15 protein-coding genes are annotated in these 17,314 nt (G+C 66.8%); 12 read left to right on the forward strand and 3 right to left on the reverse strand.

Features of this window, described 5'->3' with window-relative positions; genetic code table 11:
- Positions 1-512: 512 nt before the first annotated feature.
- From B5D13_RS08250 to B5D13_RS08260, 3 genes are all read right to left on the reverse strand, one after another.
- Positions 513-2,183, reverse strand: coding sequence for an NAD(P)/FAD-dependent oxidoreductase (locus B5D13_RS08250; RefSeq protein WP_078687829.1), 1,671 nt, complete (start codon positions 2,181-2,183; stop codon positions 513-515).
- A gap of 85 nt (positions 2,184-2,268) precedes the next feature.
- A complete protein-coding gene (locus B5D13_RS08255; protein WP_159444017.1) occupies positions 2,269-3,564 on the reverse strand; it encodes an aminoacetone oxidase family FAD-binding enzyme in 1,296 nt (431 codons plus the stop codon).
- A gap of 2 nt (positions 3,565-3,566) precedes the next feature.
- The gene (locus B5D13_RS08260; protein WP_078687831.1) at positions 3,567-4,403 is read right to left on the reverse strand and encodes an Mrp/NBP35 family ATP-binding protein; all 837 of its coding nucleotides are present in this window, start codon (positions 4,401-4,403) and stop codon (positions 3,567-3,569) included.
- Positions 4,404-4,693: 290 nt separating this feature from the next.
- Between B5D13_RS08260 and uvrA the strand changes: the two genes are divergently transcribed.
- The 12 genes from uvrA to B5D13_RS08320 all read left to right on the forward strand — a co-directional run.
- Positions 4,694-7,582, forward strand: coding sequence for an excinuclease ABC subunit UvrA (uvrA, locus tag B5D13_RS08265; protein ID WP_078687832.1), 2,889 nt, complete (start codon positions 4,694-4,696; stop codon positions 7,580-7,582).
- Positions 7,582-8,079 (forward strand): Cys-tRNA(Pro) deacylase, encoded by a 498-nt coding sequence (gene ybaK, locus B5D13_RS08270; protein WP_078687833.1) that lies wholly within the window; start codon positions 7,582-7,584, stop codon positions 8,077-8,079. The genes uvrA and ybaK overlap by 1 nt, the downstream gene beginning before the upstream one ends.
- Positions 8,080-8,366: 287 nt before the next feature.
- Complete coding sequence (hisG, locus tag B5D13_RS08275) at positions 8,367-10,046, forward strand: ATP phosphoribosyltransferase (protein WP_078687834.1); 1,680 nt, start codon at positions 8,367-8,369, stop codon at positions 10,044-10,046.
- A complete protein-coding gene (gene hisD, locus B5D13_RS08280) occupies positions 10,033-11,418 on the forward strand; it encodes a histidinol dehydrogenase (protein WP_078687835.1) in 1,386 nt (461 codons plus the stop codon). Before hisG ends, hisD begins: the two co-directional genes overlap by 14 nt.
- Before the next feature lie 96 nt (positions 11,419-11,514).
- Complete coding sequence (gene hisC / locus B5D13_RS08285; protein WP_078687836.1) at positions 11,515-12,615, forward strand: histidinol-phosphate transaminase; 1,101 nt, start codon at positions 11,515-11,517, stop codon at positions 12,613-12,615.
- Positions 12,615-13,202 (forward strand): imidazoleglycerol-phosphate dehydratase HisB, encoded by a 588-nt coding sequence (gene hisB, locus B5D13_RS08290; RefSeq protein WP_078687837.1) that lies wholly within the window; start codon positions 12,615-12,617, stop codon positions 13,200-13,202. The genes hisC and hisB overlap by 1 nt, the downstream gene beginning before the upstream one ends.
- A complete protein-coding gene (hisH, locus tag B5D13_RS08295; protein WP_078687838.1) occupies positions 13,202-13,879 on the forward strand; it encodes an imidazole glycerol phosphate synthase subunit HisH in 678 nt (225 codons plus the stop codon). Before hisB ends, hisH begins: the two co-directional genes overlap by 1 nt.
- 2 nt (positions 13,880-13,881) lie before the next feature.
- Positions 13,882-14,616, forward strand: coding sequence for a 1-(5-phosphoribosyl)-5-[(5-phosphoribosylamino)methylideneamino]imidazole-4-carboxamide isomerase (locus tag B5D13_RS08300; RefSeq protein WP_078687839.1), 735 nt, complete (start codon positions 13,882-13,884; stop codon positions 14,614-14,616).
- An 11-nt stretch (positions 14,617-14,627) separates the two neighbouring features.
- Positions 14,628-15,395, forward strand: a complete 768-nt coding sequence (hisF, locus tag B5D13_RS08305; protein ID WP_078687840.1) for an imidazole glycerol phosphate synthase subunit HisF — start codon at positions 14,628-14,630, stop codon at positions 15,393-15,395.
- A 26-nt stretch (positions 15,396-15,421) separates the two neighbouring features.
- A complete protein-coding gene (gene hisI, locus B5D13_RS08310; RefSeq protein ID WP_078687841.1) occupies positions 15,422-15,817 on the forward strand; it encodes a phosphoribosyl-AMP cyclohydrolase in 396 nt (131 codons plus the stop codon).
- A gap of 140 nt (positions 15,818-15,957) precedes the next feature.
- A complete protein-coding gene (locus B5D13_RS08315; RefSeq protein WP_159444018.1) occupies positions 15,958-16,872 on the forward strand; it encodes a proline iminopeptidase-family hydrolase in 915 nt (304 codons plus the stop codon).
- A gap of 167 nt (positions 16,873-17,039) precedes the next feature.
- On the forward strand, positions 17,040-17,314 hold a 275-nt coding region (locus B5D13_RS08320), incomplete at its 3' end, for a helix-turn-helix domain-containing protein (protein WP_143327736.1).

Here is a 17,314-nt window from a genome sequence, read left to right on the forward strand (position 1 = left end):
TCAGCTTTCCCGCCCCCGAGAATAACCCGTCTCTTTACCTGGACGGACCTTCCGGCATGGGCGGAGGTCCCATTAAGGTGATCCCAGACATGCTGTTCCCGGACATGAAAATGGTCAGCGAGTGCGACGGCCGTGCGTTCCACGGCTTTGAGGACCCTTGCGTTTCGGATCGCAGTCGCTGGAGAGGCTACAGCCTGAACGGGTATTCCGTGATACCCGTGACCTACGCTGACCTTGCGAGGCTCGACTCGAGCGATGGTCTCATCGAAAGCGTTTTTCGCTGCCGCTGGACATGGCTTGTCGAAAGGCGAGCGCTGACGCAAGGGGAAGCGCGCTCGTGATGCAACGGTCCGCCGCAAGCGTGAGATATTGCTGAACGTGCTGCTGCCGAAGTGACGATGGGCTTTCGGTCAATCGCCCCCTCGGTCAGTCCCCTCGGTCACCCAAAGAGCTTCCAACGAGCGATTACGGTGACCGCGAGCTTCCGACAGCCGATTTGGGTGGCCGCGGGCCTATCCCAGTGACTCGACGAGCGCTGCCGCCACGCGCAGGCCGTCGGTCGCAGCGCTCATGATGCCGCCGGCATAGCCGGCGCCCTCGCCGCAGGGCCAGAGTCCGGCGGTCGAGATTGACTGGCAGCCCTTGTCGCGGGTCACACGAACGGGCGAGCTCGAGCGCGTCTCCACTCCCGTGAGCACGGCATCGGCGGTGTTGAACCCATGAAGCTGACGGTCCATCCTAGGGATGGCGCCGCGCAGGGTGTCACTCACGTAGCCGGGAAGGCACTGGCTCACGTCACCCCAGGCAACCCCGCGTGGATAGGTTGGCTCGATGCTGCCACCCGCAGAGGAGGGCGTTCCCTGGAGGAAGTCGGAAACCAGCTGGGCGGGAGCGACGTATCCGCCTCCACCTGCCGCAAAGGCGGCCTTCTCGCACTGGCGTTGGAGCTCGACGCCGGCTAGGACGTCGTTGCCGGGAAGGTCATCGGGGAAGACGTTCGCGAGGAATCCCGAGTTCGCATTGGTTCCTGCGCGGTCCGAGAGGCTCATGCCATTGGTGACGACCCCTCCGGGCTCGCTTGCGGCGGCGACTACGTAGCCGCCGGGGCACATGCAGAACGAGAACGCGCTGCGTTTGTTGTCCAGGTGCGCGACCAGCTTGTACGGGGCGGCTCCCAGGGCGGGGTGCCCTGCGAAGGCGCCGTACTGCGAGCGGTCGACCATCGACTGCAGGTGCTCGATGCGCACGCCCATGGCGAAGGTCTTGCGTTCCATGGCGACGCCGCGCTCGCGAAGAAGCTCGAACACGTCGCGCGCCGAGTGACCGCAGGCGATCACGACGTTGGAGGCCGCAGCCTTCTGGCTGATGACGAGCCCGGTCTGTGGGTCGTGCTGCTCGAGGGTCACCGAGGTCACGTGGGGCGAGGGCGTGTCCGCGATCTCGATCTCGGTCATGCGGCACGACAGGCGCACCTCGCCGCCGAGCTCCTCGATCTGGTTGAGGATGTGCGTGACCACCTGAGGGAGGACGTCGCTGCCCACGTGGGGCTTGGCGTCCCACAGGATCTCGCGCTGGGCCCCGGCCTCGACGAGGGTCTCCAATATGTAGCGATGCGCGCGACTCTTCGTCCCCGTTGCGAGCTTGCCGTCGCTGAACGTTCCGGCGCCGCCCAGGCCAAACTGGATGTTCGACTCGGGGTTTAGCTCGCCGGTCTCGTTGAAGTGCTCGATTGCCGCAGTGCGCCTCGTGGCGTCCTGGCCACGCTCGATCAGGAGCGGTTCGAGTCCCGCCTCGGCCAGCGCGAGCGCACAAAAGAGGCCGGCGCATCCCGCACCTACGACGACCGGGCGCCCGACGCGCTCGGTGCCCAGGTACCCGGGGAGCGAGAAGGGCTTGGGCTCTGCTATCCGGACGCTTCCGTCGCCGTGGCGGCGCTTGAGCTTGGCCATGAGGTCGCGCTCGGCGTTGGCCCGGCCGCGCAGGATGACGCGGACGCTGTAGGTGAAGTGCACGTCGTTCTTCTTGCGCGCGTCGATCGAACGCTTGCGCGGCTCGACAGAGAGCAGGTCGTCGGGGGTGACGTGCAGCTTTCGCAGGACGGCCTTGCGAAGAGCGAGCTCCTCGGTACGCTCCGTGCCGTCAAGCTGGTCGACCGGAATGCGGATGTTGGAAATGTCGAGCACGTCTACTCCTGACAAGACGCTGGCGGGTACCGGTGGGAAAAGAGGGCCAAGCCATCTGGCTCGGCCCCTCAATTCTATCTGCTTGCTAGGCCTGCGCGGCCGCGCTTCCCGCAACCATGCCGCTCTTCCATGCCCACGACAGGTTGTACCCTCCGCAGGCTCCGTCGACGTCGAGCGTCTCGCCGCAGGCGAACAGTCCCGGAATCCGAAGGGCCTCTAGCGTCGTGGCGTCGAACTGGTCGTTTTTGAGCCCGCCGCGCGTCACCTGTGCGCTGCTGGCGTCCGTGGTTCCCAGGGTTCGGAAGGGCAGTCCCTTCAGCAGGCCGATGAGCCGTTCCGAGGCGCTCTCGTCCGTGGGGTCTTCGGCGCTCGGCCCCTGCCACCCAGATCGCGCGAGGCTCCCGAGTACGCTCGCGATCTTGGGATCGACCACACCGTCGACGCAACCGTCCTCGAAGTCCCCGTGCATGAGGGGGTCAATCATCTGGCGAAGCTCGGAGGCATTCACGTCGGGCACGAGGTCAATCGCGACCAGGTCGCCCGCAAGCACCTCGCGTGACATGTTGAAGATGACGATGCCCGAAAGCCCATAACTGCGGAACAGGACCTCGCCGCGCTCGCTCCAGCACGGGAACATCCCGTGACTCAGCTGCGCGCGCACCTGGGCGCGGCAGCCGTCGAGCGCGGCCAGCGGGGAGTCCTCGCAGGCGATGGGGCAGAGCACCTTCCTCGTCTCCGTGACCTCGAGTCCCAGCGGGCCGAGCGCCTCCGCCGTACCGCCGCCGGTGGCGACGACCACGCGGCCGGCACGCGTCCTTGTCTTGCGTCCCTCGTCAAAGAGCTGCTCAAACGCTAGCGAGAAGGACTTGCCGTCCCGCTCGACGGACGTCACCGGGCGTGCGGGCGCCAACGTGGCCCCGGCCTCACGCGCGCGATGCAGCAGGACGTTCCTGACCGATGCCGCCCTGCGCGAGAGCGGGTAGAGGCGCCCATCCTCAAGCGCCCAGCGCATGTTGGAGTCACGGAAGAAGTTCAGGATGTCGCCCAGCGGGTCGTCGCCGAAGGCCTGGCCCACGAATTCCGGGTCGTTGAAGCGCTCAGCGCCGAGTTCGACGGTCGAGAAGTTACAGCGCCCGTTGCCGGTGGCGAGGATGCTGCGACCGCACTCGGGAGCGGACTCGAGCACGAGCGTCTTGGCCCCTGCCTCGGCGGAGCTGATGGCCGCCGCGAGGCCAGCTGCGCCACCGCCTATGACGGCGACGTCGTAGCGCTCGTCGACCGTGACCTCGGCAGCCCGTGCCAGCAGGCGCTCCCTCTCCTGCGCGCGCGAGGGCCTCTTGCCCGAACGCGCCTTGCCCGCATGCGAGCCAACTCGCGCCACGGCTATCCCTCGACCGTCTCGACGGCGTCCGGAATGAGTCCGGAGGGGAGCTCGCTCTCGAAGGTGCCGGCGTCGCAGGCTGCGGCGACCCTGGGGTCGATGGGGATGCGCCCCAGGTCCCTGACGTTGAACTCGCCCACGATCTCGTCCAGGTGGCTGGGCCCGAACGGCTCGAGCCTCTTTCCGCAGTCGGGACACTCCATGTAGCTCATGTTCTCGACCACGCCGAGCACGGGCACGTCCATCATGGCAGCCATTTTGACGGCCTTGCCCACGATGACCTGCACCAGGTCCTGTGGCGAGCTGACGATCACGACGCCCTCGATGGGGAGCGACTGGAAGACGGTCAGCGCTACGTCACCCGTTCCCGGCGGCATGTCGACCAGCAGGTAGTCAATGTCGCCCCAGAGGGTGTCCTCGTAGAACTGCTTCAGGGCGCCCATGAGCATGGGGCCGCGCCAGAGCACGGGGTCGTTCTCGTTCTGCAGGATCAGGTTGGTGCTGATGATCTTCACGCCACCCTTGGACTCGGCGGGAACGATCTTGTCGTCCTGGCCCAGGACGTGCTGGCCTGAAAGCCCGAACATCTTGGGGATGGAGGGGCCGGTGATGTCCGCGTCAAGAATGCCGACCTTGTGACCCTTGCGCGTGAGCTCTGTGGCGAGGATTCCCGTGACAAGCGACTTGCCGACGCCGCCCTTTCCCGAGATGACACCAACCACGTGCTTGATGCTCGACTTGTCGTTTACCTGGTACTTCTCGGGACCCTCATGCTTGGACCTGTGGCCGAAAACGGCCTCGACGTCGCTGCGGACGGCCTCCTCGTCAAACTCTGCCATGCGCTTCCTTCCTTCAGCGGGCGCCGGACGCGCGCGGCCCGCATGAACCTTACAAATCTTCAGCCCCTTGATTCTACCCAACGCGCCCCGTCGCATACGCCACCCGCCGCTCGCCCGAGCACCAAACATGTGTTCTATACGAAAATGATGCAGCCACGCCAGCACTTGCGGAGCCGCCGCCACGCAGCCGCTAGAATCAGAGGGAAGAAACCGTGTGGGCAGCCAGCGTGACCCGGAGCCCTCCGGGCCGAGCGGCTGCCGGGATTTTGGCAAGAGGGTTGGAGAAGAGCATGGCCTCAGATTCCATCGTCATCCGCGGAGCGCGCGAGCACAACCTTCGCGACATCGACGTCACCATTCCGCGCGACAAGCTCGTGGTCATCACGGGCCTTTCGGGCTCGGGCAAGTCGAGCCTCGCGTTCGACACCGTCTACGCGGAGGGCCAGCGTCGCTACGTCGAGTCGCTCTCCAGCTACGCGCGCATGTTCCTCGGACAGATGGACAAGCCCGACCTCGACTCCATCGACGGCCTGAGCCCCGCGGTCTCCATCGACCAGAAGACCACCAGCCGCAACCCGCGCTCCACGGTGGGCACGGTGACCGAGATCTACGACTACCTGCGCCTTCTGTTCGCGCGCATTGGCACGCCGCACTGCCCCGAGTGCGGTCGCCCCATCAGCCGCCAGACCACCGACCAGGTGGCGGACAAGGTCCTCGCCACCGGCCAGGGCAGGAGGGCCTACGTGCTCGCTCCCGTCGTCCTGGGGCGCAAGGGCGAGTACACCAAGCTCTTCGAGGACCTGCGCAAGGAGGGCTTCAGCCGCGTCCGCGTGGACGGCGAGGTCCGTGAGCTCGACGAGGAGATCAGGCTCGGCAAGAAGTACAAGCATTCCATCGAGGTTGTGGTCGACCGCATCGTCATCCGCGAGAACTCACTGGGTCGCATCGCCGAGGCCGTCGAGCAGGCCACCAAGCTCGCGTCGGGCCGCGTCAGCTTCTACCTGCTGCCCGACCGCGACGCCCCGGAGGGGACGGAGGGCGACCTCCTGAGCTACTCGCTGGCGCTCGCCTGCCCCGAGCACGGCCACTCCATCGACGACCTGCAGCCGCGCGACTTCTCGTTCAACGCGCCCTACGGCGCCTGCCCGGACTGCGACGGCATCGGCACGCTGCGCACGGTCGACGCCGAGGCGCTCATCGAGGACCCGACCGTCTCGGTTGCGGACGGCGTCTTCGGCGACACGTTCAACCGCTCCAACTACTATCCGCAGGTGTTCGCGGCCGTGGTCAGGCACATGGGCGAAGACCCCAAGACGCCGTGGGAGGAGCTCTCCAAAAAGACCCAGAAGGCACTTCTCGACGGCCTGGGCTCAACCAAGGTGAAGGTCGACTACGTCACCAAGGACGGCCGCAACACGCACTGGTTCACGACGTTCTCGGGCGTGAGGTCCATCCTGTTCGAGAAGTACGGCGAGACCTCGTCCGATTCGGTCAAGGCCAGGCTCGAGCGCTACATCCGCGAGGTACCGTGCCCCACCTGCCACGGCGCGCGACTCAAGCCGGAGTACCTTGCGGTCACGGTGGGCGAGAAGAACATCCAGGAGGTCTGCGACCTCTCCTGCAAGGAGAGCCTGCGCTTCTTCGAGGGACTGCAGCTGACCGAGCGCCAGCACCTCATTGGCGGTCCCATCGTCAAGGAGATCGTCGCGCGCCTTCGCTTCATGGTGAACGTCGGCCTGGACTACCTTACGCTCTCGCGCGCGGCCACCACGCTCTCGGGCGGCGAGGCGCAGCGCATCCGCCTGGCCACGCAGATTGGCGCCGGCCTGATGGGCGTCCTCTACATCCTGGACGAGCCCTCCATCGGTCTGCACCAGCGCGACAACGACCGACTGATCGATACGCTGCGACGCCTGCGCGACCAGGGCAACACCGTGCTGGTGGTCGAGCACGACGAGGACACCATCCGCGCGGCGGACTACGTCATCGACATGGGGCCCGGTGCCGGCGAGCTGGGCGGCGACGTCGTCGCGGCCGGCACGCCCGACCAGATCATGCGAAACCCCGATTCGCTCACGGGCAAGTACCTCACGGGCAAGCGCATGATCGAGTTGCCGGGCAAGCGCCGCAACCCCCGGCGCGGTGCGTTCAGGATCTCCGGCTGCCGCGCGAACAACCTCAAGAACGTGTCGGCCAAGGTCGAGTTCGGAACCCTCACGGTCGTCACCGGCGTTTCGGGCTCGGGCAAGTCGTCGCTGGTCACCAACACCATCGCACCGCTGCTTGCGAACGAGGTGCAGCACGCCTCGCGCTTCGTCGGTCCCTATCGCAAGTTCGAGGGCGTGGTAGACGACGAGGGCAACAAGCTGATCGACAAGGTGATCGACATCGACCAGAGCCCCATCGGCCGCACGCCGCGCTCCAATCCCGCGACCTACATCGGCCTGTGGGACGACCTGCGCAACCTGTACGCATCTACGCCCGAGAGCCGCGCCCGCGGCTACTCGGCCGGGCGGTTCTCGTTCAACGTGTCAGGCGGCCGCTGCGAGGCCTGCAAGGGCGACGGCCAGATCAAGATCGAGATGAACTTCCTGCCGGATATCTACGTGCCCTGCGAGGTCTGCGGTGGGAAGCGCTACAACCGCGAGACCCTCGAGGTCACCTACCACGGCAAGTCGATCTCGGACGTGCTCGACATGACGGTGACCGAGGCGCTGGCGTTCTTCGCGAACATCCCGCGCATCAAGAAGAAGCTGCAGACCCTCTACGACGTGGGCCTGGGCTACGTGCACCTGGGCCAGCCTGCCACCACGTTGTCGGGCGGTGAGGCCCAGCGCGTCAAGCTGGCCAAGGAGCTGCACCGCACCCAGACGGGCAAGACCTTCTACATTCTGGACGAGCCTACGACAGGCCTGCACTTCGAGGACGTGCGCATGTTGGTCGACGTGCTCCAGAAGCTGGTCGACGCGGGCAACACCGTCCTGGTGATCGAGCACAACCTCGACGTCATCAAGGTGGCCGACAGGATCATCGACCTCGGGCCCGAGGGCGGCGAGGGCGGTGGTACCATCGTGGGCTACGGGACTCCCGAGCAGATCGCCGCGACGGAGGGCTCGTACACGGGCAAGTACCTTGCCCCGATTCTTGAACGCGACCGAGAGAGGATGGCGACGCGCTAGTGGCGAAGAAGGAGAAGGTCCAGAAGACCAACGCGATGCGAGAGCTGGAGCGCGGGGGCATCTCGTACGAGCTCCAGAGCTACGACGCCGACAACGAGGACCTTTCGACTGGCGTTGGCGTGCGCATCTCGGAGATGCTGGGGGAGGACCCCGAATCCGCGTTCAAGACCCTGGTGACCGTCACGCCCTCCGGCGGGCACGTCGTGTGCTGCGTCCCGGTGGCCGAGGAGCTCGACCTGAAGAAGGCGGCTGCGGCGGCGGGCGAGAAGAGCCTCTCGATGATGCACATGAAGGACCTCGAGCCCACCACCGGCTACGTTCGCGGCGGCTGCACGCCCGTGGGCATGAAGAAGCAGTTCCCCACACTTATTGACGAGACCGCCCAGCTGTTCGACCTGATTGGCATCTCGGGTGGCAGGCGTGGCATCTCGCTTCGCCTCAACCCCGAGGAGCTTGCGGATTTCATCGGCGCCCAGTTCGCCGACATCTGCCGCTAGGGCTCGTCGCCCGGGCCCGCCCCCCCGAAGCGCGTCGGACTTCGGCGCCGACCGCCGCTGGCGGAGAAAACGCGGCTCAACGTGGCAAACAGGTAACGCTTCCATTCCTTTGTTTCCTGCTCGTATATTCTTCAATCAGGTGCACTGCCGGGTACTTTAGTGTGATAAAGTACCTCCATCACAAGCACTGTAGCACGCTAAAGTGAAGCGGGCGGGAGGCTGTGGGGAACGACCTCGCAACAAGCCTTCTGCCTGCGACTTCACAAGGCGGACGAGAGGAGACGCTCTTGCTAGCCAGGACTCCCAGGGGCTTTAGGGACATCCTTCCCACCGAGGCCCTTGCACGCGAACGAATCACGCAGACCGTGAGGTCGTGCTTCTCGTCCCATGGGTACCTTCCCGTCGAGACGCCGCTGCTGGAGGACCGTGCCGTGCTCGACCGTGGCGGCCGTCTGCAGAACACCCCGTTCCAGCTCTTCGACGTCGACGGCAGCCTGCTGGTGCTGCGCCCCGACCTGACGCTGCCCATCGCGCGCATGGTGTCCACGCGCTTCTCGGACGGGTCGCTCCCGGTTCGCCTGCGTTACGCCGCGCCGGTGGTGCGCGAGGAGTCCACGCTCAAGGGTCAGCCGCGCCAGTTCACGCAGCTGGGCGTCGAGCTCTTTGGCGGAGAGGGGATTGCCCCCGAGGTCGAGGTCATCTCCCTTCTGGCCGAGACGCTTGCTGCCCTGAGGGTTCCCGCGTGGAAGATCGTCTGCGGCTCGGTGACGCCGCTCAAGGCGCTGCTCGATGCGACGGCTCCCAGCGAGGAGTTCCGAGCCCGGGCGATGGAGCTTGTACACGGCTCCGACCTGGTGGGCCTCGACGAGCTGATTGACGCGGCGGGGAGCTTGGCTCCCGTCGCCGCGAGCGCCCTGCACGGCATCTGCCGCCTGGCGGGCGACGCCGACGTGCTCGACCAGATCGACGAGCTGCTGGGCCGGGCGGGCGTCGCAGAGGAAGAGCGCGGCACGCGCGAGCTTCGCGAGCTCGTGGCCGGCCTCGATGCCAAGGCCAAGCAGCGTCTGACCTTTGACTTCTCGATCATCAACTCCTTCGACTACTACACGGGCGTCGTGTTCAAGGCGTACTCCGAGGCCACGACTGCCTCCATCGCCTCGGGCGGGCGCTATGACGCGGTCCTGGCGAACTTGGGCCGTCCCGACGTGGCGTCCTGCGGCTTCGCGCTCTCGCTCGAATGCATGCAGGAGGTCCTGGGCGAGCAGGGCGAGTCTGGCGTCGTCTCGGCGCGCGCCCGAAACGCCGAGCGCCCGCTGCGCATCGCGGTTCCCAAGGGCGGCCTCTTCAAGGACGCCGTGCGCCTGCTCGAGCGGGCGGGCCTTCCCGTCGACGAGCTGCGCGACCCCGGTCGTAGGCTGATCATTCCCGCCGAGGGCGTCGAGTATGTCATCGTGCGCGCCCAGGACGCTCCGGTCTTCGTGGGCCACGGCGGCGCCGACTGCGGCATCTGCGGCAACGACTCCATCATCGAGGCCGGCATCGACGTGCTCCAGCTGGTCGACCTGCACTTTGGCGCCTGCCGTTTCGTCGTGGCAGAGCCCGCGAGCAAGGCCGGCGACGCCGACGCCGCGGCGGCGTGGCGTGGCAGCGTGCGCGTGGCGACCAAGTACCCGCGCATCACCCAGAACTACTACGACTCCATCGGACAGCAGGTCGACATCGTCCAGCTGCACGGAAACATCGAGCTTGGCCCCATCGTCGGCATGACGGACCGCCTGGTGGACATCACCGCCACGGGGACCACGCTCAGGGAGAACGACCTCGTCGTCGTCGACGAGGTAATGGAATGTACCGCACGCTTCTTCGCAGGTCCGGCGGCCTATCGCTCCGACGAGCGCATCCGCGACCTGGCCCAGAGGCTCCAGCGTGCCTGCGCGCAAGAGGGGAGCAGCAATGAGGACCGTTAGGCTTTCTGCCGGCCAGCAGCTTACCAAGGACGAGCTCCGTCGCGAGGGTGCCCTGCCCCGCGAGGTCATGGAGTCCGCCCAGGCCATCGTGGATGCCGTGCGCGAGGGCGGCGACCAGGCGGTGCGCGACTATTGTCTGAAGTTCGACGGGGCCTGCCCCCAGAGCTTCCGCGTCGACGAGTCTGTCATCCAGGGTGCGCTCGACATGGTCGACCCCGAGTTCCTCGCGGCGCTCAATAAGGCCGCCGCGCAGATCGAGGAGTTCCACCAGCGCGAGCGTGAGGAGTCCTGGTTCATGACGCGCCCCAACGGGACCGTCCTGGGCGTCAAGGTGACCCCCGTCGCCTCGGCGGCGCTCTACGTTCCCGGTGGGCGCGCCCAGTACCCGTCCACGGTCCTCATGGACTCCATCCCCGCCAAGGTCGCCGGCGTCGAGCGCGTGGTCATGCTGACCCCGCCCCAGCGCGACGGCTCGCTTTCCGCCTACACCCTCGCCGCCGCGGCCGTCGCCGGCGTCGACGAGGTCTACGCGGTGGGGGGTGCCCAGGCAATCGCCGCGGCCGCCTATGGCACCGAATCCATTCCTGCGGTCGAGAAGATCGTGGGTCCCGGCAACGCGTTCGTCGCCGCCGCCAAGCGCTACGTGTCCGGAGACGTCGGGATCGACATGGTTGCCGGCCCCTCCGAGGTCGGCATCCTCGCCGATGCCACGGCCGACCCCGCGGTGGTTGCGGCCGACCTCATGGCGCAGGCAGAGCACGACCCCATGGCAGCCTGCTACCTGGTGACCTGCGACGAGGAGCTTCCCGGCCGCGTGCTCCAGGCGGTCGAGGCGCTGGTCTCGCAGAGCCCGCGCGAGAAGATCACGCGCGCCTCGCTCGACGACAACGGTCTGATCGTGGTGTGCGACACGCTCGACGAGGCCATCGACGCGATGAACGTCGTCGCGCCCGAGCACCTCGAGCTTCACTGCGCGGATGCGTTTTCGCTCGTGGGCAAGGTGCGCAACGCAGGCGCGATCTTCGTGGGCGCCTGGAGCTCTGAGCCCCTGGGCGACTACGTTGCCGGTCCCAACCACACGCTGCCCACCGGTGGCACGGCCAGGTTCTCGAGCCCCCTGGGCGTGTATGACTTCACCAAGCGCTCGAGCGTCATCAGCTACAGTCCCGAGGGACTGCGCGCCGACGGTCCCGCCGTCCAGGCGATGGCTCAGGCCGAGGGGCTCTGGGCGCACGCGCTCTCCGTCGGCATGCGCATGAGGTTGCTTGACGAGGGCGGTCAGGCGTTCGCAGACTCCGCCAAGGCCTGTGAGGGTGCCATGGAGTGCGCCTGGCCCCGCAAGCTCGACGAACCGGGCGTGCCCAGGCTGTAGGACGACGACGGCCGCGTGCACTTCTCGGCGAAGGTCGAGGGGATGCGGCGAGGGAGCCCACGATGCGACCAGACGCCCACAAGGAGGTCACCACAGATGTCCCAAGCAATATCAGACAGCATCCGCGCGGCCATGCGCCCGAGTGCGGCGGCCCTCGAGCCATACGACCCTGCGTTCACGCCGTCGCGCATCAACCTTTCGGCCAACGAGAACACCTATGGCATGCCCGATGACGTGCGCGCAAAGGTGAACGAGGCGCTGTGCGCGGTGAGCGCCAACCGCTACCCGCAGCCGCTCTCGGACGAGCTGCGCGCTGAGCTCGCTGCGTGGCACGGTGTTGCCCCATCGCAGGTGATCGTGGGCAACGGTGGCGACGAGCTGCTCTTTAACCTGTTTCTTGCCTTTGGCGGGCAAGGTCACGTGCTGGCCAACGTGCCGCCGACGTTTACGGTCTACCGCCTGTACGCAGAGTTGGTCGAGACCCAGGTGGTCGACGTCCCGCGTGACAGCGACACGTTCGCGATCGACGTTGACGCTCTGGTCGAGGCGGCGCGCACGGCGAGCCTGGTGATAGTCACCTCGCCCAACAACCCCACGGGTGACCTGTTCTCTGTCGAGGACGCGCGCCGGCTCTGCCAGGCGTGCCCCGGCGTCGTCCTGTTGGACGAGGCCTACATGGAGTTTGCCCACGAGGGCTCGAGCGCCGCGCCGCTTCTGGGCGAGTTCGAGAACCTTGCCGTCCTGCACACGCTGTCGAAGGCGTTTTGCCTGGCGGGCGCGCGCATTGGCTACCTGCTGTGCAGCCCCTCCATTTCCGGCGCGCTGGCCGCGGTGCGCCAGCCCTATTCGGTCAACGTGTACTCGCAGGCCGCGGCGCTCGCGGCGGTGCGCGGCCGCGCGTCGTTCGAGCCCACGATCCAGAAGATCCGCGAGGAGCGCGAACGTCTTGCCCAGGGGCTGGGCCAGCTGGCCTCCCGGGGCGTGCGCGTGTGGCCCAGCGAGGCCAACTTCCTGCTGGTGCGTGTGCCCGATGCGGCTCGGGTGCGCCGCCGCCTAAGGGACGAGTTCTCTATCCTGGTGAGGGACTTCTCGTCCGCGCCGGGTCTTGAGGGGTGCCTGCGCATCACCGTGGGCACGCCGGAGGAAAACGACGCCGTGCTCGACGCACTGTCGACGCTTGTTGGAGAGGAGCGCTAATGGATCGCATCGCAACCGTCTCCCGCACGACGGGGGAGACCGACATCACGGTCACGATCGACCTGGACGGCAGCGGGAGCTGCGACATCCAGACGGGAGTGGGCTTCTTCGACCACATGCTCAACGCACTGGGTCGCCACTCGCTGTGTGACCTGAGCGTCCGCGCCGAGGGCGACACCTGGGTGGACGACCACCATACCGTGGAGGACGTGGGCATCGTGCTGGGACAGGCCGTGGCCCAGGCCCTGGGCGACAAGCGCGGCATCAAGCGCTTCTCGGATGCGACGGTTCCCATGGACGAGGCGCTGGTGCTTGCGGCCATCGATATCAGCGGCCGCGGTGAGCTCTACTGGGACGTTCCCATCGAAGCTCAGAAGGTGGGCAACTTCGACACCGAGCTCGGCCACGAGTTCTTCGCGGGCTTCGCACGCGACGCGGGCATCACCCTGCACGTGCGCAAGATTGCCGGGCAGAACGCGCACCACACGCTCGAGTGCGCCTTCAAGGCGGTTGCCCGTGCGCTGCGCGCCGCCGTCGAGTTCGATCCAAGAAACGATGGCATACCGTCGACCAAGGGGAGCCTCTAATGCTGAGCGGCGACATCGTGGTGGTCGACTACCACAAGGGAAACCTGCAGAGCGTCGCCCGCGCGGTCGACGAGGTGGGTGGCAGCGTCTGCGTGTCTGACGACCCCGTCGACATCGCTGCCGCGCGCGCCGTCATCCTGCCGGGCGTCGGTGCCTTCGAGGACGCGATGGCCTACATGCGCGAGTCTGGCCAGGCCGACGCCGTGGTCGAGGCCGTGCGGGCCGGCAAACCCTTCCTGGGCATCTGCCTGGGACTTCACCTGCTGTTCGAGCGTGGCAACGAGCGCTCGGCCGAACCCGGGGACGCGGACAAGGCGGCGGGTGACGACCAGTGGGTGAGTGGCCTGGGTCTGCTTAAGGGCTCGGCAACGCGCCTGGAGTCGACGCGACTCAAGGTGCCTCACGTGGGCTGGGACCAGGCGCACATGACCGACCACGGCCATCGCTGCCCGCTGTTCGTGGACGTTCCCGAGGGCGCCAACCTCTACTTCACGCACTCCTACGCGCTTGACGACGACGTCGACCCCGGCATCGTCGCGACCGTCACGCACTACGCGCGCAGCTTCGCGTCTGGCGTGTGGGCCGACAACGTCTTTGGAGTGCAGTTCCATCCCGAGAAGTCCTCGCGTACGGGCAAGGTCATCCTGCGCAACTTCGTTAACGTCGTCAGGGGGTAGTGGTGATTCTCTTTCCCGCAATCGACCTGGTTGCCGGCCAGGTGGTGCGCCTGCAGCGCGGCGACCGCTCGAAGATGGACGTTTACTCCGACGACCCGGTGGCCGTCGCGCGCGACTTCGCGGCGCGCGGTGCCCACTGGGTCCACGTCGTCGACCTTTCGGCGGCCTTTCGCGAGGACGCCGACGCGAGGCAGAAGAATGCGCGCGCCATTGCCGCAATCTGCTCCGTCGAGGGGATAAGCGTGGACACCGGCGGCGGCGTGCGTGACATGGCGGCAATCGAGCGTCTGGTCGACGCCGGCGCCAAGCGCATCGCCATCGGCACGGCGCTCGTGCGCGACCCCGCCTTCAGCGAGGCTGCCGCCCGCGACTTCGCCGACTACGTGGTGGCCGATGTCGCCGCCCGCGACGGCGAGGTGCGCATCGACGGCTGGCGCGAGGGCGAAGGCGTCTCGGCCGAGACCCTCGTCGCAGACCTGCGCGACCAGGGCTTCAGGCACCTCGTCTATACCGACATCGCCCGTGACGGCATGCAGACGGGCATCGACGTCGAGGCGTACCGGCGCATCTCGCGCGTCGCGGGCTTCCCGGTGGTCGCCTCGGGCGGCATTGCGAGCCTGGACGACATCCGCGCCTGTGCCGCCGCCGGCAACGACGTGATCGAGGGGGCCATCACCGGCCGCGCACTCTACGAGGGGAACTTCACGCTCGAGGATGCCCTCGCGGCGGCCCTGTAGGAAGGAGCCACATGCTTACCAAGCGAGTCATACCCTGCCTGGACGTGAAGGACGGTCGCGTCGTCAAGGGCGTCAACTTCGTCGACCTGCGCGATGCCGGCGACCCCGTCGAGCTCGCGCGCGTCTACGACCGGGAGGGCGCTGACGAGGTCGTCTTCCTCGACATCACGGCGACCTCGGACGATCGCAGGACGACCATTGACCTTGCCAGCCGCGCAGCCCAGGAGCTGCGCATTCCCTACACCGTGGGAGGTGGCTTTCGCGACGTCGCGGGCATGCGCAAGATGATCTCGGTCGGGGCGGACAAGGTGTCCGTCAACTCCGCGGCCATCAAGGACCCCGCGCTCATTACCGCGGCCGCCACGGCCTTCGGCAGCCAGGCGGTCATCTGCGCGATCGACGCAAAGCGCCAGGGTACGGCCGACAAGTGGGAGGTCTACCTGGCGGGCGGTCGTGTTGCCACCGGCATCGACGCCGTCGAATGGGCCACGGAGGCCGCGCGTCGCGGCGCTGGCGAGATCCTGCTGACTAGCATGGACCGTGACGGCACCAAGGAGGGCTTCGACCTCGCCCTGACGCGCGCCGTGGCCCGCGCCGTCCCCATCCCCGTCATCGCCTCGGGTGGCGTCGGCACGCTCGAGCACTTTGCTGAGGGCATCATCGAGGGCGAGGCGGACGCGGTCCTGGCCGCATCGGTCTTCCACTTCGGCACGTTCTCGATCCGCCAAGTCAAGGAGTACATGGCGTCACAGGGCATTCCCGTGCGCTTGGACTTCTAAGAGGCTTCTAGAGAGAAGGGCATGCCATGTCAGACGAGACTTTGCCATCGGACGCGACGCTGTGCTACGCGGGAGAGCCGCTCGAGCTGGTCGACCTCGACGCCGCGGGCATCAAGTTCGACCAAAGGGGGCTTGTGCCCTGCGTGGTCCAGCAGCACGGCACCGGCGAGGTGCTCATGGTCGCGTGGATGAACCAGGAGTCGCTGCGCCTGACGCTTCAGACGGGCACGACCTGGTTCTGGTCGCGCAGCCGCTCGGAGCTCTGGAACAAGGGTGCCACCTCGGGCAACGTGCAGCAGCTTAAGGCGCTCCTGGTCGACTGCGACGGCGACACGCTGCTGGCTGTCGTCGACTCGCCGGGTCCCGCCTGCCACACCGGGCACCGCAGCTGCATGTTCCGCGCCATCAGGCGCGAGGGCTAGGTACTTCTCGGCCGCAAAACGTGTTGTCGCGCGTTTGCGTTACGTGATAGCGACAGTTCGGATAGGGCTATAAATAAGGGCATCTACCTCGCGTTATGATAAGAAGAACGTAACCGTCTCGACACCTGGGGAACATGCCCATGAAGATAGAAGAAGGCTACATCCCGTTTGCGGGATACCAGACGTACTACCGCGTCGTGGGGGAGTGCGAGTCGGGAAGGCTCCCGCTCCTGGTGATTCACGGCGGCCCGGGCGCCTCGCATTACTACCTGCGGCCGCTCGACATAATCGCGCAAAAGTACGGGCGTGCCGTCGTCTACTACGACCAGCTCTCGTGCGGCAACTCGAAGACGCCGCCTCTTCCCGACAAGTGGGGCTGCTCGTTCTTCCTGGAAGAGCTCAGCTGCGTCCGCTCGTACCTTGCGGAGCACTATGGATGGGACCGCCTGCACGCCCTCGGGCAGAGCTGGGGCGGCATGCTGGCGATGATGTACGCCATCGGCGAGCCGTGGCACGGCTTCGGCCACGAGGGCCTCGCCTCGATGACGGTCTCGAGCTCCCCGGCTGACATGGACCTCTGGCTCAGCGAGGCGATCCGTCTGAGGAGCTACCTTCCCCAGCAGATGAGGGAGGCGCTCGAGCAGGCGGATGTCGACGGTGACTACGAGCGGCCCGAAGTCAAGGCCGCGGCCGCGGAGTACTACCGCCGCCACGTTTCGCTCAACCCCAGCGAGGCGCTTTGTCCCGAGGACGTCACGCCGCCAGACCCAGTGGGCGACCAGTGCTACCACTTCATGCAGGGCATGAGCGAGTTCGTCGTCACGGGCGCGCTCTCGCACTGGAGCGTGGTCGACCAGCTGGGGCAGATTGACGTCCCGACCCTGGTCACCTCGGGTGCGGCCGACGAGTGCACGCCGATCATCGCAAAGCAGATCGCCGACGGCATCCCCGGCGCGCGCTGGGAGCTCTTCAAGGACGGCACTCACTGGGTCCACGGCGAGCAGCAGGAACATTTTGGCGCCGTCGTGGAGGGCTTCCTCGAGCAGAACGAGTAGGGCCAGGGAACCGCGGGCAAAAGGCGCCTGCAAGCAAGGAACGCAAGGGGCCACGGGCGAGAAGTGCCCGCGGTCCCTGTGGCGGGCGCGACCAAGGTGAGGCGGCCCCCATCCAAGGTGTGAACCGCCTCCCTTTTCTTGGACATGAGAAAAGGGAGGCTTCTTTCATGACCCGAAGAACTTTGTACGACGCCGCCACGAGGTCGAAAGCCACCGAGCTCTACGACGCGGGGAACGGTGTCAAAGCCATCTCCAGCCTGATCGGTGTTCCCTACGAGGCCGTGAGAAAATGGATCGACACGTACAGATCCGTCGGCATCGAGGGGCTGACAGACATGGGAAAGAAATACGCCGTCTACTCATATGAGACCAAGGTCGCCGCCGCGCGCGCCGTCGTCGACGAGGGCATGACGAAGCCCGAGGCCATGGAGAGGTTCGGCAT

This window comes from Olsenella sp. KH1P3 (genome assembly GCF_900167315.1).
Taxonomy (GTDB): Bacteria; Actinomycetota; Coriobacteriia; order Coriobacteriales; family Atopobiaceae; genus Olsenella_J; species Olsenella_J umbonata_A.